Annotated in this window: 18 protein-coding genes; 10 read left to right on the forward strand and 8 right to left on the reverse strand. The window is 63.0% G+C overall.

Annotation, left to right across the window (positions count from 1 at the left end; all coding sequences use genetic code 11):
* Positions 1-10 precede the first annotated feature (10 nt).
* The 5 genes from prmB to dapC are packed head-to-tail and all read right to left on the reverse strand — an operon-like array spanning position 11 to position 5,406.
* Positions 11-952, reverse strand: a complete 942-nt coding sequence (gene prmB / locus PHI64_RS01255) for a 50S ribosomal protein L3 N(5)-glutamine methyltransferase (protein WP_299877369.1) — start codon at positions 950-952, stop codon at positions 11-13.
* Positions 949-2,112, reverse strand: coding sequence for a succinyl-diaminopimelate desuccinylase (dapE, locus tag PHI64_RS01260; protein ID WP_299877372.1), 1,164 nt, complete (start codon positions 2,110-2,112; stop codon positions 949-951). Before dapE ends, prmB begins: the two co-directional genes overlap by 4 nt.
* An 11-nt stretch (positions 2,113-2,123) precedes the next feature.
* Positions 2,124-3,296, reverse strand: coding sequence for a PilT/PilU family type 4a pilus ATPase (locus tag PHI64_RS01265; RefSeq protein ID WP_299877375.1), 1,173 nt, complete (start codon positions 3,294-3,296; stop codon positions 2,124-2,126).
* Between the two features lie 50 nt (positions 3,297-3,346).
* A complete protein-coding gene (gene dapD, locus PHI64_RS01270; RefSeq protein ID WP_299877378.1) occupies positions 3,347-4,195 on the reverse strand; it encodes a 2,3,4,5-tetrahydropyridine-2,6-dicarboxylate N-succinyltransferase in 849 nt (282 codons plus the stop codon).
* Positions 4,192-5,406, reverse strand: coding sequence for a succinyldiaminopimelate transaminase (dapC, locus tag PHI64_RS01275; protein ID WP_299877380.1), 1,215 nt, complete (start codon positions 5,404-5,406; stop codon positions 4,192-4,194). Before dapC ends, dapD begins: the two co-directional genes overlap by 4 nt.
* Positions 5,407-5,704: 298 nt before the next feature.
* On the opposite strand from dapC, the gene smc reads away from it, so the two are divergent.
* The 4 genes from smc to galU are packed head-to-tail and all read left to right on the forward strand — an operon-like array spanning position 5,705 to position 13,334.
* Positions 5,705-9,229: a chromosome segregation protein SMC gene (smc, locus tag PHI64_RS01280; protein WP_299877383.1), complete on the forward strand. Its 3,525-nt coding sequence runs from the start codon at positions 5,705-5,707 to the stop codon at positions 9,227-9,229.
* Between the two features lie 20 nt (positions 9,230-9,249).
* On the forward strand, positions 9,250-10,350 hold the full coding sequence (locus PHI64_RS01285; RefSeq protein ID WP_299877385.1) for a cell division protein ZipA C-terminal FtsZ-binding domain-containing protein: 1,101 nt from the start codon (positions 9,250-9,252) through the stop codon (positions 10,348-10,350).
* Positions 10,351-10,362: 12 nt separating this feature from the next.
* A complete protein-coding gene (gene ligA / locus PHI64_RS01290; RefSeq protein ID WP_299877388.1) occupies positions 10,363-12,459 on the forward strand; it encodes an NAD-dependent DNA ligase LigA in 2,097 nt (698 codons plus the stop codon).
* A 2-nt stretch (positions 12,460-12,461) separates the two neighbouring features.
* Positions 12,462-13,334, forward strand: coding sequence for a UTP--glucose-1-phosphate uridylyltransferase GalU (gene galU, locus PHI64_RS01295; protein ID WP_299877391.1), 873 nt, complete (start codon positions 12,462-12,464; stop codon positions 13,332-13,334).
* 111 nt (positions 13,335-13,445) lie between these two features.
* Here galU and typA read toward each other — a convergent pair whose 3' ends face one another.
* On the reverse strand, positions 13,446-15,260 hold the full coding sequence (gene typA, locus PHI64_RS01300) for a translational GTPase TypA (RefSeq protein WP_299877393.1): 1,815 nt from the start codon (positions 15,258-15,260) through the stop codon (positions 13,446-13,448).
* Between the two features lie 129 nt (positions 15,261-15,389).
* Here typA and PHI64_RS01305 point away from each other — a divergent pair, with 129 nt between their 5' ends.
* Positions 15,390-16,127 carry an S-methyl-5'-thioinosine phosphorylase gene (locus tag PHI64_RS01305; RefSeq protein WP_299877396.1) on the forward strand — a complete coding sequence of 246 codons (738 nt, stop codon included), beginning with the start codon at positions 15,390-15,392 and terminating at the stop codon, positions 16,125-16,127.
* A complete protein-coding gene (def, locus tag PHI64_RS01310) occupies positions 16,124-16,657 on the forward strand; it encodes a peptide deformylase (protein ID WP_299877398.1) in 534 nt (177 codons plus the stop codon). The genes PHI64_RS01305 and def overlap by 4 nt, the downstream gene beginning before the upstream one ends.
* A 26-nt stretch (positions 16,658-16,683) precedes the next feature.
* Here the strand turns inward: def and PHI64_RS01315 are convergent, their stop codons facing one another.
* Positions 16,684-19,275, reverse strand: a complete 2,592-nt coding sequence (locus tag PHI64_RS01315) for a [protein-PII] uridylyltransferase (RefSeq protein WP_299877401.1) — start codon at positions 19,273-19,275, stop codon at positions 16,684-16,686.
* 20 nt (positions 19,276-19,295) lie between these two features.
* Positions 19,296-20,117: a type I methionyl aminopeptidase gene (gene map / locus PHI64_RS01320; RefSeq protein ID WP_299877403.1), complete on the reverse strand. Its 822-nt coding sequence runs from the start codon at positions 20,115-20,117 to the stop codon at positions 19,296-19,298.
* A 281-nt stretch (positions 20,118-20,398) separates the two neighbouring features.
* Between map and rpsB the strand changes: the two genes are divergently transcribed.
* The 4 genes from rpsB to frr are packed head-to-tail and all read left to right on the forward strand — an operon-like array spanning position 20,399 to position 23,390.
* Positions 20,399-21,151: a 30S ribosomal protein S2 gene (rpsB, locus tag PHI64_RS01325; protein ID WP_296571982.1), complete on the forward strand. Its 753-nt coding sequence runs from the start codon at positions 20,399-20,401 to the stop codon at positions 21,149-21,151.
* Between the two features lie 42 nt (positions 21,152-21,193).
* On the forward strand, positions 21,194-22,090 hold the full coding sequence (gene tsf, locus PHI64_RS01330; protein WP_299877408.1) for a translation elongation factor Ts: 897 nt from the start codon (positions 21,194-21,196) through the stop codon (positions 22,088-22,090).
* 15 nt (positions 22,091-22,105) lie between these two features.
* Entirely contained in the window at positions 22,106-22,822 is a 717-nt protein-coding gene (pyrH, locus tag PHI64_RS01335) for a UMP kinase (protein WP_299877411.1), read from the forward strand.
* A 10-nt stretch (positions 22,823-22,832) separates the two neighbouring features.
* Entirely contained in the window at positions 22,833-23,390 is a 558-nt protein-coding gene (gene frr / locus PHI64_RS01340) for a ribosome recycling factor (RefSeq protein ID WP_299877413.1), read from the forward strand.
* The last annotated feature ends 33 nt before the right edge of the window (positions 23,391-23,423 follow it).

Genomic DNA, 23,423 nt, shown 5'->3' on the forward strand with positions numbered 1-23,423 from the left:
TTTGGGGCTTTTACAACAATTGACCGGCTTCAAGCATAAAGATCTTGTCGTCGCCACTCGGCCCTGACAACCAAGTCGGCGTCAAGTCAGGAAAGGTTTCGTCAACGATGTGGCGGTTATGGCCTACTTCAACGGCGAGCAGGCCCTCGGGCTTGAGGTAACGAGGCGCATCGGCGAGCAGCTTGCGCACCAGATCGAGGCCGTCATTCCCGGAGCCGAGGGCAAGGCCGGGCTCGTGCAGATACTCGCTCGGCAGGGCATCCATGGCTTCCTGGGTCACGTAAGGCGGGTTGCTGAGGATGAAGTCGAAGCGCTGTTCCGGCACTGCCGAGAAGCCGTCGGACTGGATCAGGGTGATCCTGTCTTCAAGACCGTAGGCCGCGATGTTCTCTCGGGCCACATCAATGGCGTCGGACGAGATGTCCACAGCCACGATCTCTGCATTGGGGAAGGCGTGGGCCATCAGGATGGCCAGGCAGCCGGAACCGGTGCACATGTCCATGGCCGAGGTGACGGCCTCCGGGTCCTGGATCCAGGGGCTGAAGCCGTCCTGGAGCAGTTCGGCAAAGAAGGACCGTGGGATGATCACGCGCGGATCGACCTTGAAGCGGAAATCGCCCAGCCAGGCTTCTCCAGTGATGTAGGCGGCCGGCAGACGATCAACGGCGCGCCTTTCAATCACTGCGAAGATGTCTTCCCGCTCATCGCCGGGGATGCAAGCGTCGAGGAAGGGCTCAAGACGATCCAGGGGCAGGGCAAGGGTGTGCAGGACGAGATAGACGGCCTCGTCGTAGGCGTCCTGCAGGCCGTGGCCGTAAAAGCAGCCTGCCCGGTTGAAGCGGGTGACGGCGTAGCGAATCCAGTCGCGGACGGTTACGAGCTCGGCCATGGGGCCATGCTCGTGTTCGTGTTCATGCTCGTTGTCGTGTTCCAGATGGTCGTCGTGGGTCATGCCGGTTCCGATGTGCTCAGCAGGTTTTCGAGGGTTCGGCGATAGATGGCCGACAAAGGTGCGACCGCGTCGATGGCGATGCACTCGTTGAGTTTGTGAATGCTTGCGTTAACGGGACCGAACTCGACGACCTGAGGGCAGATTTCGGCAATGAAGCGCCCATCGGAGGTGCCGCCGGTGGTGGATAGTTCGGGCTTCAGCGCCAGGGTGTCGAATACGGCGGTTTCCATGGCAGCGACGAGGGTGCCGCGGGGGGTCAGGAAGGGTTTGCCGCCGAGGGTCCAGGCCAGGTCGTAGTCCAGGCCGTGCTTGTCGAGGATGGCGTGCACCTTCGATTTCAAGTCGTCGGCCGTATGCACGGTGGCGAAGCGGAAGTTGAACAGGAGCTCCAGGGTGCCCGGGATCACGTTGGTGGCGCCGGTGCCGGCCTTGATGTTGGACATCTGCCAGGAGGTGGGCGGGAAGTACTCGTTGCCTTGGTCCCAGGTGATGGATGCAAGCTCGGCTAGTGCAGGTGCCGCCAGATGGATGGGGTTGCGCGCCAGGTGCGGATAAGCGATGTGGCCCTGTACGCCCTTGATGGTGAGCTTGCCGGAAAGGCTGCCGCGACGGCCGTTCTTGATCATGTCGCCGAGGGTGTTCACCGAGGTGGGCTCGCCGACGATGCAGTAGTCGAGGGTTTCACCGCGGGCCTTGAGGGCTTCCACCACCAGGGTGGTGCCGTGGGTGGCATCGCCTTCTTCGTCAGAGGTGAGCAGCAGGGCGATGGATCCGGCGTGGTTCGGATGGGCGGCAACGAAATCTTCAATGGCGGTGACGAAGGCGGCCAGGGATGACTTCATGTCGGCGGCGCCGCGGCCAAACAGATGGCCGTCCCGCTCAGTGGGTACGAAGGGGTTGGACGTCCACGCGTCCAGCGGGCCCGTGGGCACCACATCGGTGTGACCGGCGAAGACGACGAGGGGGCGTGCTGTGCCGCGACGTGCCCACAGGTTGCTTACGCCCCCACCGTCGATGCGCTCGCAGACGAAGCCGAGGGGGGCGAGGCGGGCGGTGAGAAGGTCAAGGCAGCCGGCGTCTTCGGGGGTAACCGAGGGGCGCGCGATGAGTTCACAGGCCAGGGCCAGGGTGGGGTTCCCTGATGTTTGGGGTGCAGTCATGATTTTTGTTGTCAGTCGTCGTCGAGTTCGAGGGTGAATTCACGGAAGGAGGCGCCATCCGGTTCGGTTTGCTCGAAATCGATGGTGGACGGCGGGCGGCTGGATTTCTCGTTGCCGCTGTTGCCGAACTGGGCGTTGTTGATGAGCCAGGATAGGTTGGTGGGGGAGTCTGAGTTGGCCAGGGCTTCCTCGAGGGTGATGACTTTGTCTTTGTAGAGACGGAACAGATCCTGTTCGAAGGTGCGGGAGCCCTGGGCCAGGCTCTGCTCCATGGCCTCACGGATCGCGGAGATCTCGCTGCGTTCGATCAGTTCGGCTACCTGACGGGTATTGAGGAGAATTTCCACCGCGGGGATCCGCCCGCCGTCAGGCCGTTTGATCAGGCGCTGGGACGCGATGCACTTGAGCGTTGCGGCCAGGTCGAGGGAGAGCAGGGCACGTCCGTCGAGGGGGAAGAAACTGAAGATCCGGTTGAGGGCGTGGTAGGCGTTGTTGGCGTGTAGCGTGGCCAGGCACAAGTGCCCGGTCTGGGCATAGGCGAGGGCGGCGCTCATGGTTTCCCGGTCGCGGATCTCACCGATAAGGATGCAGTCGGGGGCCTGGCGCATGGCGCTGCGCAGGGCGTTCTGCCAGTCCAGGGTGTCGGCACCGATTTCGCGTTGATTGACGATCGACATCTTGTGCTTGAACAGATACTCGATCGGATCTTCGATGGTCAGAATGTGGCCGGAACGGTTTTCGTTGCGGTGGTCCAGCATCGACGCGATGGTGGTGGATTTGCCGGAACCGGTGGCGCCGACGACCAGCACGAGCCCGCGCTTTTCCATGATGACCTCGGACAGCACGGGAGGCAGGCCAAGGGTTTCGAGGCGGGGGATTTCACCGAGGATGTAGCGGACGACGATGGCGATGCTGTTGCGCTGCCAGAAGACGTTGACACGGAAGTTGCCCATGTCACGCCTGCCGAAGGAGAGGTTCATCTCCTTGAACTTCTCGAAGCGCTCTGTCTGCTCCGGGTTCATCATCTCGTAGGCCATACGCTGGATCATCACGGGATCCATGGCCTGTTGATTGATGGGCAGTGTGTTGCCGTCGATCTTGATGTGAATCGGGGTGCCGACGGTAATGAAGATGTCCGAGGCCTTTTTCTCGGCCATTAGCGCGAATAGCTTGTCGATGATCATCGGGCAGCCCGGAAGGGGAGGGGCCACCGGAGTGGCGGCCCCTGGGGTCGTCAGTCGCGCAGGAGTTCGTTGATGCTGGTCTTGGCGCGGGTCTGGGCGTCCACCTTTTTCACGATCACGGCGCAGTACAGGCTGTACTTGCCATCGGCGGAGGGCAGGTTGCCGCTCACTACCACGGAGCCGGCGGGGATACGGCCGTAGTGGACTTCGCCGGTGGCACGGTCGTAGATCTTGGTGCTCTGGCCGATATACACGCCCATGGAGATGACGCAGTTGTCCTCCACGATGACGCCTTCGACGACTTCGGAGCGGGCACCGATGAAACAGTTGTCGCCGATGATGGTGGGGTTGGCCTGAAGGGGCTCAAGCACGCCGCCAATGCCGACGCCGCCGGAGAGGTGCACGTTCTTGCCGATCTGGGCGCAGGAGCCGACGGTGGCCCAAGTATCCACCATGGTGCCTTCATCCACGTAGGCGCCGATGTTCACGTAGGAGGGCATCAGCACCACACCCTTGCCGATGAAACTGCCCTTGCGGGCAACGGCGTTGGGCACCACGCGGAAGCCGCCTGCGGCAAAATCCTGAGGGGTGTAGTCGTCGAACTTGGTGGGCACCTTGTCATAGTAGCGGGTGCCATTGTCGATGATCTTGTTGTCGTGGGTGCGGAAGTACAGCAGCACGGCCTTCTTGATCCACTGGTGGGTGACCCACTCGCCGTTGATCTTCTCGGCGACGCGCAGCTTGCCCTGATCCAGCTCCTCGATCACGTGTTCGATGATCTCGATCTGTTCCTTGGAGGCGCTGGCAGCCGAAAGATCGGTGCGGCGTTCCCACAGTTCTTCGATCTGGGGTACGAAGGGGTTCTCGTGGTGGGGCGTGATGTGCATTTGGACGCTCATGAGTTGTTCGATAGTTGTTGGGCGAAGGAGACGATGCGACGGGCTGCCTCAACGCACTCGGCCAGGTCGGCAACGAGGGCGATGCGCACGAAGCCGGCGCCGGGGTTGACTCCACGGGCTTCCCGCGCAAGGTAGCTGCCGGGTAGAACCGTCACATTATATTCGGCCTGCAGGCGCCGGGCGAACTCGGTGTCGGAAAGCCCGAGCCGATCTACCCGGGCCCATAGATAGAAGCCTGCATCGGGAAGTTCCACCTCAAGATGGGCGGCGATCATCGGGGTGATGACGGCGAATTTTTCCCGATACTGGCGGCGGTTTTCGGCCACGTGGGCTTCGTCGCGCCAGGCTGCGGCGGAGGCGGCCTGCACGGTGGGGCTCATGGCGCAGCCGTGGTAGGTGCGGTAGAGCAGGAATTTCTTGAGGATGCCGGCGTCGCCCGCCACGAAGCCCGAGCGCATGCCGGGTACGTTGGAACGCTTGGACAGGCTGGAAAACATCACCACGTTGCGGAAATCCGTGCGTCCCAGGCGATGGGCGGCTTCGAGCCCACCGATGGGCAGTTGGGCGTCGTCAAAGTAGATCTCGGAGTAGCACTCGTCGGCAGCGATCACGAAGCCATAGCGGTCTGACAGGTCGAAGAGCTGCTTCCATTCATCGAGGGACAACACCCTGCCGGTGGGGTTGCCGGGGGAGCACACGTACACCAGCTGGACGCGCTGCCAGTCGGCCTCCAGGACGGAGGCAAAATCGGAGGCGAAGCGGTCGTCCGGCAGATTGTTGATGAAGTAGGGCTGAGCGCCGGCCAGGTAGGCGGCGCCTTCATAGATCTGATAGAACGGGTTGGGGCAGATCACCAGCGCGTCGGGCCGGGAGCCGTCGATCACGCATTGGGCAAAGGCGAAGAGCGCCTCCCGGGAGCCATTGACGGGCAGCACCTGGGTGGCCGGATTGACCCCGGGCAGGCCGTAGCGGCGCTCAAGCCAGCCGGCGATGGCCTGGCGCAGGGCGTCGGAGCCCTGGGTGGTCGGGTAGTTGGCGAGGCCGCCAAGGTTGTCCACCATGGCTTGGCTGATAAAACCCGGCGTTGCGTGCTGGGGCTCACCAATGGACAGGCGGATCGGCGACAGGTCGGCGGGGGGCGTTATGCCCTCGAAGAGGCTGCGCAGCTTCTCGAAAGGGTAGGGGTGGAGATCCTGGAGGTGCGGATTCACGTTCGAAAGATGTCCTGTAGTCGGCCCGGAGGGGGCGGAGGGTCGAGGCGCCGACAGCTTGGGTGCGGGCGCGGCAGCTTGTGTGTCGCAGGTTGTCACGGGCTGAACGGCGGGCGCAGGCCGTAGCCATGGAGATCAGGAGCGGTGCGACAGGTGCAAACGCGGTAAGCAGGCGAGTGAGACATGCCCGATGGCCGCTTTTTTTGCAGATGTTATTATAGCGGCCGTCGTTAATGTGGCGGTGCAGCATTGTTGCTGAGGATCCGTCCACCCCAGCCCTCTTTCATCCTGTCGATACGTGCGCCTGGCCAAACTCAAGCTCGCCGGTTTCAAGACCTTTGTAGACCCTACCACCGTGCTCACGCCGGGCAATCTGGTCGGTGTCGTCGGTCCGAACGGCTGCGGTAAGTCGAACATCATCGATGCCGTGCGCTGGGTGCTGGGCGAGTCACGGGCCTCGGCCTTGCGCGGTGGCTCCATGCTGGACGTCATCTTCAATGGCTCCACCACGCGCAAGCCGGTGTCCCGGGCCAGCGTCGAACTGGTGTTCGACAACGCCGAAGGCAGGGCCGCCGGCCAGTGGAAGCCCTACGCCGAGGTGGCGGTGAAGCGGGTGCTCGACCGCAGCGGCGAGTCCACTTACTACATCAATGGGGTTCAGGTCCGTCGCAAGGACGTGATCGATCTGTTCCTCGGCACCGGCCTTGGCCCGAGGGCCTACGCCATCATCGAGCAGGGCATGATCTCCCGCATCATCGAGGCCAAGCCCGAAGAGGTACGGGGCTTTCTCGAAGAGGCCGCGGGGGTCACCAAGTACCGGGAGCGGCGCCGGGAGACCGAAGGGCGTTTGTCCGATGCCCGGGACAATCTGACCCGCCTCGAAGACATCCGCAACGAGCTCGGCCAGCAGATCGGCAAGCTCGAAACCCAGGCGGCCGTCGCCGAGAAGTTCCGGCAGCTCAACGCCAGCCTGTCCGAGCGTCAGAATCTGCTGTGGCTGATGAAGCGCAACGAGGCGCGGGCCGAGCGCGCCCGCCTGTCGGAAGAGCTGGCCGAGGCGACCCGGCGCATCGAGGCAGACTCCACCCACCTGCAGGCGCTGGAAGGGCAGCTCGAAACCGCCCGCGATGCCCAATTGGGTGCCAATCAAGGCGTGCAGCTGGCTCAGGAAGCGCTCTATGCGGTGAGTTCCGAACTGACCCGCCTGGAGGGCGAGCTTGCCCGCCTGCGGGACAGCCGGCGCATCCTGGAAAGCCGGCTGGCCCAACTCGAACGTGACGATGCCCAGTGGCGCAGCCAGCTCGACACCCTGGCCGCCGACGGTGAGCGCTGGGGTGGTCTGCTTGAGCACGCGGCCATCCGGGCCGAGCAGGCCGAGGCCCGTCACGGGGAGGTCGGCGAACGTCTGCCCGAGGCGGAAGAGGCCCTGCGCACCTCCGATGCGGCGGCGGCGGCGGTGCGCCGCGAGCTGAACCACGCCGAGCAGCAGATCCGTGTTGAAGAGGCGCACCGGGTGAGCAGCGAGCGCACCCTTGAGGCTCTGTCCCAGCGTCGTGCGCGGCTGCAGCAGGAACAGTCGGGCGTGCAGGCACCGGATCTGCGTCAACTGGCCGAGCGGGAGGCCATGCTTGAAGAGGCCGAAGACAGCCTGGCGCGCAGTCAATCCGGGTTGGGCGATCTGACCGGGCAGGTGCCCGCCACCCAGCAAGCGCTCAAGCACGCCATGGAAGCCGAGCGTCAGGCTCAGCGCCGTGCCACCGAGCTCCGAGCGCGCCGTGAAGCGCTGGTTCAGCTACAAAGCAAGGTGCAGGCGCAGGGGCAGCTGGGTGACTGGCTCAAGCGCCATCACCTGGACGCACTGACACCCCTGTGGCAACGCCTTCGCGTCGAGGCCGGTTGGGAACTGGCGGTCGAGGCTGTGTTGCGCGAGCGGCTGGCAGCCTTGCCGGCGGTGGATGGCCAGGCGGCGCTGGCAGCCCTGGCCGACAAGGTGCCGGGAGCAGTGGCCTTCCTGCTGCCGGGGGAGATGCCCGTCGCGGATTCGGACGAGGGGCCTGTGGGCACCCGCCCGCTGAGCGCGCTGGTGGATGCCGATGCGGAACTCGCCAGCGTCCTGAAGGCCTGGCTCGGCCGGGCTTTCGTTGCCGACGATCTGGCGGAGTGGCTGCCCCGGCGCAGTGAGCTGCCCGTTGGCACGGTACTGGTGTCTCGGGAGGGGCGTCTCCTCGATCGCTATGCCCTCAGCCACTACGCGCCCGATTCCCGTACCCATGGCGTCATCGAACGTCAGCGCGAGATCGAGCATCTGGGCGCCGAGGTGCAGGCCGCTCAGGACGAGGCCGCCCTCGCTCATGCAGCGGTGGGCGAGTCGGAAGCGCTGGCCAGCCGCCTGCAGGAGTCCATTGCCAGCCTGCGTCGTGATGCCCAGGCCCTTCAGGCCCGTGTCCATGCCGAGCAGGTCGAGGTGCTCAAGCTCAACCAGGCCCGGATGCGTTACGAAGAGCGCTGTGGCCAGATTGACCGGGATCTGGGTGAAATTGCCCATGGCGAGCAGGCCGAGCGCGACCGCCTGATGCGCTCCGAAACCGAACTGGAGCGCAGTCGCGAGATGGCCGAGCTGCAGCGCGGCCGCCTGGATGCGGCCGAGTCGGTGCGTCGGGAGCGGGACAGCGCCTTGCGCGAAACCCGTGCGCTGGAACAGGCCCTGGCGCGGGAGCTGCAGGAAGCCCGTCACTCCGAGCGGGAATGCCGCAGCAAGCTGGAAGACATCGATCGCAATCGGGCGCTGGCCGCCGAGCAGTTGGCGCGGATCGCCGATGAGTTGGTCGAGCGCCGGGAGTCCCTGCTGGAGATCGACGAGGTATCGGTGGCCGCTGCCCTGCAGGAGTCCGTTGCCCAGCGGACGGTGCGTGAAACCGCGCTGGCAGCCTGCCGGAATACCCTTGAGGAAGCCAATGCCGGCCTGCGGGCCCTTGAAGAGGAGCGGCAACGCACCGAGCATGCCGCCGCACCCCAGCGGGAGCGGGTCGCCGATCTGCGCCTGCGGGTGCAGGCCGCCGAAATGGCCGAGGGTCAGCATGGCGCACGACTCGATGAGGCCCAGGCCGATGAGGCCGCCCTGGCGCCGCTGCTTACCCCGGATCTGCGGGAGGGGTCGCTGCAGCGTGAAGTGGCCCGTCTGGGACGGGAGATTGCCGAGCTCGGGTCGGTCAATCTGGCGGCACTGGATGAATTGAAGGCGGCCTCCGAGCGCAAGTCCTATCTGGACGCGCAAACCGATGACCTCCTTGGAGCCATCGAAACCCTGGAGGATGCAATACGACGCATCGACAGGGAGACCCGGGAGCAGCTTCAGGAGACGTACAATACGGTCAATCGCCATTTCGGCAGCCTGTTCCCCATGTTGTTCGGGGGGGGCGAAGCGCGGTTGGTGCTCACCGGTGACGAGATCCTTGATGCAGGCATTTCCATCGTGGCCCAGCCGCCGGGCAAGAAAAACAGCTCGATCCAGCTGCTTTCGGGGGGTGAAAAGGCCTTGACGGCGATTGCTCTGGTATTTTCCATGTTCCAGCTCAATCCCGCGCCTTTCTGCATGCTGGACGAGGTCGATGCACCTCTGGATGACTCGAATACCGAGCGCTACTGTCAGATGGTCAAGCGCATGTCGTCGCAGACCCAGTTCGTGTTCATCAGCCACAGCAAGATCACCATGGAGATCGCGCAGCAGCTGGTTGGGGTGACGATGCAGGAGCAGGGGGTGTCGAGAGTGGTGGAAGTGGATATCGAGGAAGCGCTGCGACTGGCCGAAGCCGGCGCAGCCTGACCGGGAAACAAGGGAAATCGATGGCAATCAGTGAGTTGCAAATGGGTCTGGTGGGTGTTGGCGGCGTGGTGGTCGTCAGCATCTTTGCGTTCAACAAGTGGCAGGAGCGCAAGCAGCGCAAAGCCCTGGAGCCGCTGGTGCCTGCCAGTGCCCAGGAGCCCGTGCTCAGCGAGTTGCCGGCTGGCGTGGGTTCGACCGATCGGGTTGAGCCGGTGATCAGCGCCGAAGCGCCAGCCCGTGCCCAGCCCAGCGCGAAGACCGTCAAGGATGCCAGTGCCCGCCGAGTGCCGCCGTTGCTGCCCCCGGAGGTGGACGAACGTGCCGACTGGGTGGTGCGTGTCGAATCCATCGAGCCCGTGGTCGCGGGGCGCCTGTGGCAGGCTGCTGCGGAGCAGCTCCAGGGTGTCGGCAAACCGGTGCGCTGGTTCGGCTTTTCTGATACCGAAAACCGCTGGGAGGCAGTAGGCCCGAACAGCGGCAGCAGTTATCACTGGATCTGTGTAGCCCTGCAGTTGGTGGATCGCCGGGGTGCAGCCGGTGATGCCGATCTGGCCCTGGTGGGCGATGGACTGCAGCGCATGTGCGACATCTTCATGGCCATTCCGTCCCTGCCCGCCAAAGGCGAGGCCCTGAACCAGGCTGCCGAACTGGACCGTTTCTGTGCTGGCGTGGATATCCAGATCGGCGTCAACGTGGTGGCCCGGGAGCACGCCTTTGCCGGAACCAAGCTGCGGGGCATGGCCGAGGCAGCCGGGCTTGAACTGCTCGAAGATGGCTGTTTCCATGCCCGTGACGAGCAGGGTGTCAGCCAGTTCGTGCTGGGCAATCTCGAGTCGTCCCTGTTCGTGGCCGAGGACATGCGTGGGCTCACCACGCAGGGCGTGACCCTGACCCTGGATGTGCCCAGGGTGGCCGATGGCGTGCGGGTGTTCGAGCGCATGATGGCCGTGGCCCAGCAGCTCGCGGATGCCCTCAACGGTGCCGTGGTGGACGATAACCGTTCGCCCTTTGGCGACAAGGCCGTTGGCCTGATCCGGGCGCAAATCGAGCAGTTCCAAGGGCAGATGGTCGAGTACGGCATTGCCCCCGGCTCCGCGCTGGCGCGCCGCCTGTTTTCCTGATCCGCGTCTTCCATGATGGCAAGTGAGCAAGCCAGCGCGCGGGCGGCGGCCCTGCGTGCGGAGCTGGAGCGCCATGAGTACGCCTATTACGTTCTTGATGCGCCGACCGTCCCCGATGCGGAGTTTGACCGGCTGTTTCAGGAGCTCCAGGCGCTTGAGGCCGCTTATCCTGAGCTGCTGACCCCGAATTCACCAACGACCCGTGTGGGGGGGCGTCCCGCTCCTGAGCTCGCGGCAGTGACGCATGCTGTGCCGATGCTGTCCATCCATACCGAAACCGATACCACGGACCAGGGCGCCGTCAGCTTCGATGGCCGGGTGCGCCGGGCACTGGGCCTGGACGAATCGGCACCGCTCGTCACCTATGCTGCAGAGCTCAAGTTCGATGGCCTGGCGATCAACCTGCGCTATGAAGACGGCGTGCTGGTTCAAGCGGCGACCCGGGGCGACGGCAGTACCGGTGAGGATGTGACCTCCAACGTGCGCACCCTGCGCCGGATTCCCCTGCGCCTGCAGGGCGAGGCCCCTCAGGTGCTGGAAGTCCGTGGTGAGATCTACATGCGTCGGGACGATTTTCAGCGCCTCAACGCCAATCAGGAGGCCGCGGGGCAGAAAGTCTTTGTCAATCCGCGCAATGCTGCTGCGGGGAGCCTGCGCCAGCTTGATCCCGGCATTACCGCAAGGCGCCCCCTGTCCTTTTTTGCTTACGGGCTGGGGGAGGTGCGGGGATGGACGATGCCGGCAACCCACTCCGAGGTACTGGACGCCCTGGCGGCGTTTGGACTGCCGGTGTGCGAGCACCGCCGGCGGGCCGACGGTCCGGAGGGGCTGGCGCATTTCCACCGGGACATCGCTGCCCTGCGTGAGTCGCTGCCCTTCGACATCGACGGGGTGGTGTACAAGGTGGATCGCCTCGATCTGCAGCAGTCCCTCGGTTTTGTCTCCCGGGAACCGCGTTGGGCCGTGGCCCACAAGTATCCGGCCGAGGAAGTGGCCACCCGCCTGCTTGGCATCGACGTGCAGGTGGGGCGTACCGGTGCGCTGACTCCAGTGGCCCGCCTGGAGCCGGTGTTCGTCGGCGGTGTGACGGTGACCAACGCCACCCTGCACAATCAGGGCGAGATCGATCGCAAGGATGTGCGGATTGGTGACTGGGTGATCGTGCGCCGTGCCGGTGACGTAATCCCGGAAGTGGTGGGCCCCATCGCCGAGCGGCGGGCGTCCGAGCTGCCGCGCTACAACCTCCTTGAGGCCGTGGGTCATGTCTGTCCGGAGTGTGGCTCCCATGTGGTGCGGGGCGAGGACGAGGCTGTGGCCCGCTGTACCGGCGGGCTCTTCTGCCCGGCCCAGTGCAAGCAGGCGCTGCTCCACTTTGCCGGCCGTCGGGCGGTGGATGTGGATGGCCTGGGCGATCAGATCGTCAATCAGCTGGTCAGCGCCGGTATCGTTCGTACTCCTGCCGATCTCTACGACCCGACGCGGGTGAACCAGGAGGTGCTGGCGGGGCTGGAGCGGATGGGCGAAAAATCGGCGATCAATCTGTTGGCAGCCATCGACAAGAGCCGGGATACCTCCCTGGCGCGCTTCATCTTCGGTCTCGGCATGCGTAACGTGGGAGAGACCACGGCCAAGGATCTTGCACGCCATTTCGGCAAGCTTGAGCTTTTTCTGGCGGCTGACGAGGCGGCGCTTCTCGAAGTGCCGGATGTGGGGCCCGTAGTGGCTCGCTGCATCCTCGACTTTCTGGCCGAACCCCATAACCGTGAGGTGATTTCCGCCTTGCAGCGGGAGATGCGCTGGCCGGAGACTGAGCCGGCAGCCCGTCCGCAGGCTGGAGCCCTGAGCGGAAAGAAGGTGGTGCTCACCGGCACTCTGCCCAGCCTCAGCCGGGATGAGGCGACAGCGTTGGTGGAGGCGGCGGGGGGCAAGGTGGCCGGATCGGTGTCCAAAAAGACGGATTACGTGGTCGCAGGCAGCGATGCGGGCAGCAAGCTCGAAAAGGCGCAACAGCTGGGTGTCACCATACTGGACGAGGACGGGCTGCGCCGCCTGTTGAAGCCGGCCGAGGCGGATACGCACGACGGCCAGGGAATGTTATTCGGAGAGTGATGATGAAGAAGGTGACGAAGGCGGTCTTTCCCGTGGCGGGCCTGGGGAGCCGCTTTCTGCCGGCCACCAAGGCCAGCCCCAAGGAGATGATGCCCATCGTGGACAAGCCCCTGATCCAGTATGCGGTCGAGGAAGCGGTGGCTGCGGGCATGACTGATCTGGTGTTCATCACCGGGCGCTCCAAGCGGGCCATCGAGGATCACTTCGACAAGGCCTACGAACTCGAGACCGAGCTGGAGATGCGCGGAAAGGCGGAGCTCCTGAAAATCGTGCGTGATACCGTGCCCCCCCACGTCAATTGCATCTACATTCGCCAGGCCGAGGCGCTTGGCCTGGGGCACGCGGTGTTGTGTGCTGCGCCGGTGGTGGGGGATGAACCCTTTGCGGTGCTGCTGGCTGACGATCTGCTGGATTCCTTGGGCGAGTCACCGGTGATGCGGCAAATGGCCGAGGTTTATAACTATCATCGTTGTTCCGTGCTGGGCGTGATGAACGTTCCCCGCGAGCAGACCCGCCAGTACGGTATTGTCAGCACCGAGCGCGATAGTGGCGAGGTACAGCGGGTCTGCGGAATTGTCGAGAAGCCGAAGCCCGAAGAAGCGCCGTCTACCCAGGCTGTGATCGGGCGCTACATTCTGACCGGGCGGATTTTCGAGCATCTCCGCCAGCTCAAGCCCGGGGCCGGTGGAGAGCTCCAGCTCACCGACGCCATTGCCTCGCTGCTAAAGGAGGAGGCCGTGCTGGCTTACCAGTTCAGAGGTGTGCGGTATGACTGCGGGTCCAAGCTGGGTTATCTGCAGGCCACCGTTGAGCTGGGTTTGAAGCATCCGGAGGTTGGTGCCGAGTTCGCCGCGTTTCTGGCATCGCGTTGTTGAATCAAGTGGATGGCGCCCCGCAGGGCGCGCAGTCGACAACAAAAAGCGCGGCTCAAGGGCCGCGCTTTTTGTTGTCGATGCTGGGGAGTTGCCCCGGCATGACCGTCTTGCTTATGCTTCTTCGCGGGCAGCGCGCTTGCGGTCGTGTTCCTTGAGGAAACGCTTGCGCAGGCGGATGTTCTTCGGGGTGATCTCGACGATTTCGTCATCGGCGATGAATTCGATGGCGGATTCGAGGGTCAGCTGGATCGGGTTGATCAGACGGACAGCTTCGTCGGTGCCGGAGGCGCGCACGTTGGTGAGCTGCTTGCCCTTGATCGGGTTCACCACGAGATCGTTGTCGCGGGTGTGAATGCCGATGATCATGCCTTCGTACAGCGCATCGCCGGGGCTTACGAACATGCGGCCACGATCTTGCAGGTTCCACAGGGCGTAGGCCACGGCTTCGCCATCGTTCTGGGAGATCAACACGCCGTTGCGACGCTCGCTCATGGCGCCGGCCATGGGGCTGTAGTCGTCGAACACGTGGCTGGCCAGACCGGTGCCGCGGGTCATGGTCAGGAACTCGCCCTGGAAACCGATCAGGCCACGGGCCGGGATGCGGTATTCGAGACGCACGCGACCCTTGCCGTCCGGCGACATGTCCTGCAGTTCGCCACGGCGGCGGCCGAGCTCTTCCATTACGCCGCCCTGATGTTCTTCCTCGACGTCGACGGTGAGCATTTCGTAAGGCTCGCACTTGACACCGTCGATGTCCTTGAACACCACGCGGGGGCGGCCCACGGCCATCTCGTAGCCTTCCCGACGCATGTTCTCCAGCAGGATGGTCAGGTGCAGTTCACCACGGCCGGATACCTCGAAGGTGTCGGAGTCGCTAGTGAAGTTGACGCGCAGGGCGACGTTTTTCAGCAGCTCTTTCTCGAGGCGCTCGCGGATCTGGCGGCTGGTCACGAACTTGCCTTCACGGCCGGCCAGCGGGGAGCTGTTGACCATGAAGTTCATGGTCAGGGTGGGTTCATCCACGGCGATCGGGGTCATGCCGTCTAGACATTCGGGATCGCACAGGGTCACGCCAATGTTGACTTGCTGAATGCCGGCCACCAGCACGATGTCGCCGGCTTCTGCGAATTCGGCAGGGGAGCGTTCCAGGCCCTTGAAGGTCAGGATCTGGCTGACTTTGCCTTTGCCTCGGTTTTCGTCGCCGTACATCACGACGACTTCCTGGTTGGGCTTGATACGGCCGCGCTTGATGCGGCCGATGCCGATCTGACCCATGTAGGTGGAGTAGTCGAGGGAGCAGACCTGCATCTGCAGCGGGCCTTCAGCGTCCACTTCCGGGGCCGGTACGTGCTTGAGGATGGCCTCGAAAAGGGGGCGCATGTCCTTGCGTTCGTCTTCCAGGTTCTCCATCGCGAAGCCATTGAGGCCGGAGGCGTAGATGATCGGGAAGTCGAGCTGCTCGTCGGTGGCGCCGAGCTTGTCGAAGAGATCGAAGGTGTGGTTGATGACCCAGTCGGGGCGGGCGCCCGGACGGTCGATCTTGTTGATCACGACGATGGGCTTGAGACCGAGAGCCAGGGCTTTGCGGGTCACGAAGCGGGTCTGGGGCATGGGGCCTTCGACGGAATCCACCAGCAGCAGCACGCTGTCGACCATGGACAGTACCCGCTCGACTTCGCCGCCGAAGTCCGCGTGGCCCGGTGTGTCGACGATGTTGATGTGGGTGTCGCCGTACTGGATGGCACAGTTCTTCGAGAGGATCGTGATGCCCCGTTCCTTTTCGATGTCGTTGCTGTCCATCACCCGCTCGGTGACCTGCTGGTTTTCACGGAAGGTGCCGGACTGGCGCAGGAGCTGGTCGACGAGGGTGGTCTTGCCGTGGTCAACGTGAGCGATGATGGCAATGTTTCGAATGGCGCGGGACATGGGGTTGGATACCGGAAGTGCTTGTAAACCCAAAATTTTAGCACGTCTTTGCGCATCGCAGCATGGGCGGGTCGTGTTGGCCCCCGTGCTAAGATTCGCACCTGACACGTTTTAGAGGAGGAGCCGGAGATGCTGGCAATTATCGGCGGTAGCGGCCTTACCCAGCTTGCATCCCTTGACTTGATCCGTCGGGAGGTGGTGCGGACGCCCTACGGTGAGCCCTCGGGTGCGCTCACCTTTGGGCGCTTGTGCCACAAGCCGGTGGTTTTTCTGGCTCGACATGGTTACGGCCATACGATTCCCCCCCACCGGGTGAACTACCAGGCGAACCTGTGGGCCCTGCATCAGGCCAAAGTGGATGCCATCATTTCCGTGGCGTCGGTGGGTGGCATTCGCGCCGATCTGTGCCCAGGTTCGCTGGTCGTGCCGAATCAGATCATCGATTACACCTGGGGCCGCAAGAGCACCTTTCACGAGAACTTCGATGAAGCGGTGGTGCATATCGATTTCACTGAGCCCTATGATCTTGCCTTGCGGCAACGGATTCTCGCGGCGGCAGCCGCGGCTGGTGAAAAGGTGGCTGATGGCGCTGTCTACGGGGCGACCCAGGGCCCTCGGCTTGAGACGGCGGCGGAAATCAATCGCCTGGAGCGGGACGGCTGTGATGTAGTGGGCATGACCGGTATGCCAGAGGCCGCGTTGGCACGGGAACTGGGCATTCCGTATGCTGCGATCAATGTGATTGCGAATTTTGCGGCCGGGCGTGCAGGCAGTGCGTCCGGGATCTGCTTTGATAGCATCGACACGGTGCTTCGGGAGGCGATGGGGCGGGTGCGTCATGTGCTCGACCACATCTGCGAGGCATGATCCGCGCCGTCTTGCGTATGGGGGATGTACGCCTGCTTCGGCGTGCGGCACCTGTGCAGGCCTTTGATACGCCGGAGCTGGCGGCGCTGATCCAGGATATGCGCGATACCATGGCGCACCTCAACGGAGCGGGATTGGCGGCGCCGCAGATCGGTGTTGATCTGCGCGTGGTGATCTTTGGTGGGGGGGCGAGCCCCCGTTATCCGGATGCGTCATCGGTGCCGGACACGGTATTGATCAACCCGGAGTTGATGCCGCAGAGCGAGGAGGAGGAAGGGGGCTGGGAGGGGTGTCTCTCGGTGCCCGGGCTGCGTGGCTGGGTGCCGCGCTGGACGTCCTTGCGCTATACCGGCTTCGATGAGCGTGGTCAGTTGATTGATCGCCTTGCCACGGGCTTTCATGCCCGCGTGGTGCAGCATGAGTGCGACCATCTGGATGGCGTTCTCTACCCCATGCGCGTGCGGGATTTCTCTCGTTTCGGCTACACCGATGTGCTCTTTCCGGACGGGGCGGTGGCTGCCGACGACTGAGTGTCGGCGGCAGCCCTGGAAGGGCTTCAGACGGCCAGTTTTTCCAGCAGGTCGGACTCGATCTTCAGAACCTGCGCGTCCTGGGAAAGCCCGGGCCCGCTGATCAGGAAAGTATCTTCCACGCGTTCACCGAGGGTGGCGATCTTGGCGGTATGCAGGTTGATGCCGTAGGCAACCAGCGTTTCCGCTACGCCAAAGAGCAGGCCTGGGCGGTCTGCAGCGGTTACGGACATGATGTGGTGCTGGCCGCGTTCGTCAGGGCGGATGCTGATCTCCGGGGTGATGGGGAAGTGCTTGACCTCTCGGGAGATGCGCCCGCTGGATGGACGATCGATGGCGGCGTGGGTGGCCAGCCGCTCGGTGAGGCCGTGCTCAAGCAGGGTGATCAGATCCCGGTAATGGACTTCCTGGCCTGGATCGAGGAGCACGAAGCTGTCCAGCGCGTAGCCGTGGCGGGTGGTGTGGATCTTGGCGTCGGCGATGGAGAAGCCCAGTCGGCTGAAGAAGCCGCACAGACGCATGAAAAGGTCGCCCTGATCCTTCATGTAAACCATCACCTGCAGGCCTTCGCCCACATGGCTCAGGCGCGCCTTGATCACAGGTTCGTCGGTCTCCACCCGGTAATAGAGCATGCGGGCATGCCAGGCGATTTCTTCGGGGTCGTGACGCAGGAAATACACCGTATCCAGCTGATCCCACAGGGCGTCCTCGGTGCCTGGGCGCAGCCCGTAGTAGCGCAGCAGGTTGCGGGCGTCGTCCTGGCGGATGGGCGTGCCGAGGGCCTGCTGGGGCGTCGCTCCGCGCAGCAGACGCTGGGCCGCAAAGAACAGGTCTTCCAGCAGCTTGCCCTTCCAGCCATTCCAGACCTTGGGGCTAGTGCCACGAATGTCCGCGTGGGTGAGGATGTACAGGGCGTTGAGGCGGCGTTCGTTGCCAACCAGGTCGGCAAAGCGGCGGATCACATCCAGGTCGGACAGATCCTGCTTTTGGGCTACGTTGGACATGGACAGGTGGTGCTGGACCAGCCACTCCACCAGAAGGGTATCGTTTTCTTCGAGGCCATGGGATTCGCAGAAATCCCGTGCGTCCTTCATGCCCAGTTTCGAGTGGTCGCCACCTCGGCCCTTGGCGATGTCATGGAAGAGTGCAGCGATGTAGATCAGCCAGGGCTTCTCGAAGCCGGTGCTCAGGCGCGTTAGCAGAGGATATTCATGGGCGTGTTCGGCCACCATGAAGCGGCGCACGTTGCGCAAGACCTGCAGGATGTGCTGATCCACCGTGTAGACGTGGAAGAGGTCGTGCTGCATCTGGCCAACGATGCGCCGCCAGGCCGGCAAGTAGAAGCTCAGGATGCCGTACTGGTTCATGCGCCGCATTTCGTGCACTACACCGCGTTTCTGTTGTAGCAGGCGCAGAAATAGGGCGCGATTGGCTGGATTCTGCCGAAACTCGGCGTTGATCAGCTTGCGGCCGCGCCACAGGGCGCGGAGCGTGCGGGCGGTCATGCCCTTCAGTTCGGAGCGTTGCTCCAGCAGAAGGAAGCACTCGAGCAGGGCGCTGGGGTGGCGGTCAAAGACGCCCTCGTCACGTACGTCAAGCAGTTCGCGTACGCACTGGAAGCGTTCGTTGATGTTGATGGCTGCCGGATAGCGGTTGGGAAAGAACTCCACCCCGAAGTTGAGCAGCAGAATGGTGTTGAGCTGGGTGACCTTCTTGGCGGTCCGGTAGTACTCCTGCATGAATACTTCGGAGGCGCGTCGGGCTTCGGTGGCATCGTAGCCGAAGCGCCGGGCAAGCTTCTCCTGGTGATCGAACAGCAGGCGGTCCTCGCGGCGTCCGGTCAGATGGTGCAGTCGGATGCGCACGTGCTGCAGAAAGCGCTCCAGTTCGCGCAGTTCGGTGGCTTCCTCGTCGGTGATCAGGCCGTGCCGGGCCAGGTCGCGCCAGTGGGTGCCGATGCCTGCCGAGCGGCTGATCCAGCCAATGATCTGGAGGTCCCGCAGCCCGCCAGGGCTTTCCTTGCAATTGGGCTCCAGGGAGTAGGGGGTTTCGTTGTGGCGGGTGTAGCGTTGCTCCTGCTCAAGCCGCTTGGCCTTGAAGAACTGCCCGGCGTTGAGAATACCGCGCAGGCTGGTGTCGAAACGGGCATAGAGCTGCGGGTTGCCGTGGATGCGGCGGGCCTCCAGCAGGTTGGTCATCACCGTCACGTCAAGAGTGGCCTCTTCGAGGCAGGCCTCGATGGTGCGTACGCTGTGCCCGATGTCAAGGCCGATATCCCAGATAAGGCCGATCATCTGGGTCAGGCGCTCCTCCAGGTCGGCATCGGGTTCGTCTTCAAGCAGGAACAGCAGATCCACGTCCGAACAGGGGAAGAGCTCCTCACGCCCATAGCCGCCAACCGCCACCAGTGTGGCAGAGGCGGGGAGCCCGAAATCTCTCCACAGGTTGATGAGAACCTCATCCACCAGGTGGGAGCGGCCTTTGAGGATCGGATCGGTTAGCGGGCGCGCCTCGTAGGCTGCCCTCAGCGCTTCGCCGCCCGCCTTGAGGCGGCTCTTGTACCGGGTGATGAGTTCGCGAGCGGTGTCGGGCGAAAGGATGGGCGCGGATTCGGGCATCTTCAGGCGGAGGGGCGATCTCAGGGCAGGAGGTTGGCAACGATATCCGGACGCGCCGGGGATGCGGCTGACAGGGTCAGCACTTCAACGCCGGTTTCGGTAACGAGGATCATGTGCTCCCACTGGGCAGACAAGCTGCGGTCGCGGGTGACGATGGTCCAGCCGTCGGGGAGTTCCGAGATGGCGGCCTTGCCGGCGTTGATCATCGGCTCAATGGTGAAAATCATGCCCGGCTTGAGTTCGATGCCGGTGCCTGGCTTGCCGTAATGCAGGACCTGCGGGTCTTCATGGAAGTTGGCGCCGATGCCGTGGCCGCAGAACTCCCGCACCACCGAGAAGCCGTTGCCTTCCGCATGCTTCTGGATGGCGTGGCCGATGTCGCCGAGGTGGGCGCCGGGGCGCACCTGGGCGATGCCGAGCCACAGGCACTCATAGGTGATCTGGCACAGGCGCCGGGCGAGGATGCTGCAGTTGTTGTCGCCGCCGACCAGGAACATCCGGCTGGTGTCGCCGTGGTAGCCGTCCTTGATCACGGTGATGTCCAGATTGACGATGTCGCCTTTCTTAAGGACCTTTTCGCTTGGGACGCCGTGACAGACCTGGTGGTTGATCGATGTGCAGATCGACTTGGGGTAGGGCTTGTAGCCCGGAGGGCAGTAGTTGAGAGGGGCCGGGATGCAGCCTTGAATCTCAACCATATAGTCATGGCACAGCTTGTTCAGCTCATCCGTAGTGACCCCGGGCTTGACGAAGGGGGTGATGTAGTCCAGCACTTCAGAGCCAAGGCGGCCCGCAATGCGCATCTTTTCGATTTCTTCTGGCGTTTTTATGGTGACGCTCATGACGTTCTGATCTTTTGTGGGGTTTCGAGCGCATTAGGCTAGCGCATGCGACGCATGCGGGCAATCCAGCGGGAGCGCAAGGCGGAGAGCCGGCCTTGAGGGAAGTAAGGTGTTGCTGCTACAATCGGCGGCTTGTCTGGCATGTGCCGGGCAAAATTCACACGTCCGGCCCATTGAGGTCTGGTGAGTTGTCCGCAAGGATGGCTTTCGGCAAGGCGTGGCTCCGCATGGGCGGGCCAGGCAGGCTGGGCGGCGGTCAAACCTCTGTATTGGAGTACAAAATGTCTGTAACCATGCGTCAAATGCTCGAAGCGGGCGTCCACTTTGGTCACCAAACCCGTTTCTGGAACCCGAAGATGGCTCCCTTTATCTTCGGTCAGCGCAACAAGATCCATATCGTCAACCTCGAGAAGACCCTCGTCAAGTACAACGAGGCAATGGATTTCGTGCGCAAGCTGGCTGCCAATCGCGGCACCATCCTCCTCGTTGGCACCAAGCGTCAGGCTCGCGAAATCGTGGCTGAAGAAGCCCGTCGCGCCGGCATGCCCTACGTTGATGAGCGTTGGCTGGGCGGTATGCTCACCAACTTCAAGACCGTCAAGGTTTCCATCAAGCGCCTGAAGGAAATGGAAGCCATGGTCGAAGACGGCTCCATCGAGCGTCTGTCCAAGAAAGAAGCCCTGATGGCCTCCCGCGAGCTCGAGAAGCTGCAAAAGAGCCTCGGCGGCATCAAGGATCTGGGCGGCCTGCCGGATGCCCTGTTCGTGATCGACGTGGGCTACCACAAGATTGCCATCACCGAAGCCAACAAGCTGGGTATCCCGGTTGTGGCTGTCGTTGATACCAACCACACCCCTGAAGGCGTGGACTTCGTGATCCCGGGTAATGATGACTCTTCCCGCGCGATCCGCCTGTACGCCCGTGGCGTGGCTGATGCCGTGCTGGAAGGCAAGAACCAGGTCATCCAGGAAATCGTTGCGGCTGGTTCCGACGAGTTCGTGGAAGTGGAAGACAGCGCCGAAGAGCAGGCCTGAGCCTTACCCAATTCGATCCAATAGACATACTTAGGAGCAAGCATGGCGGAAATTACCGCAAGCATGGTCAAGGAGCTGCGCGAGAAGACCGACGCACCCATGATGGAATGCAAGAAGGCCCTGTCTGAAGCCGCTGGTGACATGGCCAAGGCTGAGGAAATCCTGCGCGTCAAGCTGGGCAACAAGGCCTCGAAGGCTGCTGCCCGCGTGACCGCAGAAGGCATCGTTGGCGTCTATATCTCCGGCGACGCCAAGCTCGGCGCGATGGTTGAAGTTAACTGTGAAACCGACTTCGTGGCAAAGAATGACGATTTCCTGGCTCTGGTCAAGAACGTCGCCGAGTTGGTCGCGACCAAGAATCCGGCTGATGTGGAGGCGCTCTCCGCTCTGGAGCTGAACGGCCAGACCGTTGAAGAAGTCCGTAAGGCGCTGGTCGGCAAGATCGGTGAGAACATGTCCATCCGCCGTTTTGTGCGTGTGGAAGCGAAGGGTGCTGTGGCTAACTACATCCACGGTGGTTCCAAGATCGGCGTGCTGGTCGATCTGGTGGGTGGTGACGAAGCTCTGGCCAAGGATCTGGCCATGCATATCGCTGCTTCCAAGCCGAAGTCCCTGGATGCTTCCGGTGTTCCGGCCGAGCTGCTGGACGTCGAGCGTCGCGTTGCGATCGAGAAGGCCCGTGAAGCCGGCAAGCCGGAAGCCATGCTTGAGAAGATCGCTGAAGGCACCGTGCAGAAGTTCCTGAAGGACGTGACCCTGCTGGATCAGGTCTTCGTCAAGGCTGAGGATGGCAAGCAGACCATCAGCCAGCTGCTGAAGGCCAAGAACGCTTCCGTGGCCGGCTTCACCCTCTTTATTGTCGGTGAGGGCATCGAGAAGAAGGTGACGGACTTCGCCGCTGAAGTGGCCGCTCAGGCTGCTGCTGCAGCTCAGAAGTAAGAGGTTCGCGAAACGATGAGTCAGCCCGCCTATAAACGCATTCTCCTCAAACTCTCCGGCGAAGCCCTGATGGGTGACGACGCCTACGGTATCAACCGCGAGGTGGTTGCCGGAATCGTCACCGATGTGGTCGATGTGACCCGCATCGGCGTTGAGGTCGGGGTTGTGATTGGCGGCGGGAACATCTTCCGTGGAATGGCGGGGGCCGCGTCCGGCATGGATCGCGCCACCGCCGACTACATGGGGATGCTGGCCACCGTGATGAACGCCATGGCCCTTGCAGATGCGTTCCGGGCTGCGGGGGTTAATGCGCGGGTCCAGTCGGCCCTGCGCATCGACCAGGTGGTCGAGCCTTATATCCGTGGCAAGGCGATTCGTTACCTCGAAGAGGGGCGTGTCGTCATTTTTGGTGCTGGCACTGGCAATCCCTTCTTTACCACTGATACCGCTGCGGCCCTTCGTGGCTCGGAGATCGGTGCGGACATCGTCCTGAAGGCGACCAAGGTGGATGGCATCTACACGGCTGATCCCAAGAAGGATCCGTCTGCAACCCGTTTCCACAAAATTTCCTTTGACGAGGCAATCTCGCGAAATCTTGCGGTTATGGATGCGACGGCCTTTGCGCTGTGCCGTGACCAGCGCCTTCCCATCAATGTATTCAGCCTCTTCAAGAGTGGGGCGCTGAAGCGGGTGGTGATGGGCGAAGACGAAGGCACGCTGGTTTACTGCTGAGGATGAAGCAATGATTCCCGAGCTCAAGAAAACAACCGAACACAAGATGCAGCGCTCCATCGAGGCCCTCAAGCAGGATCTCGCCAAGGTGCGCACAGGCCGTGCCCATGTGGGCATTCTCGATCACGTGATGGTCGATTATTACGGTAGTCCGGTGCCCATCAGTCAGGTTGCCAACATTACCCTGATTGATGCGCGCACCATCGGTGTCCAGCCGTGGGAGAAGCCCATGGTCGGCAAGGTCGAGAAGGCGATCCGTGATTCCGATCTGGGTCTGAACCCGGCTGCGCAGGGCGAGATCATTCGTGTGCCTATGCCTGCTCTGACCGAAGAGCGCCGCAAGGAGCTCATCAAGGTGGTCAAGCACGAGGGCGAAGGCGCCAAGGTTGCAGTGCGCAATTTGCGACGCGATGCCAATGGCGCGCTCAAGGATGCCCTCAAGGCCAAGACGATTTCCGAAGACGACGAGCGTCGTGCCCAGGATGATGTCCAGAAGCTGACTGACAAGGCGATTGTCGAGATCGACAAGCTTCTCGTCCAGAAAGAACAAGAGCTGATGCAGATCTGACCGCAAGGTCGGTTGCTGCTTTTCCGGTTTCTT

The organism is Zoogloea sp., assembly GCF_028689785.1.
In the GTDB taxonomy this organism is placed as follows: Bacteria; Pseudomonadota; Gammaproteobacteria; order Burkholderiales; family Rhodocyclaceae; genus Zoogloea.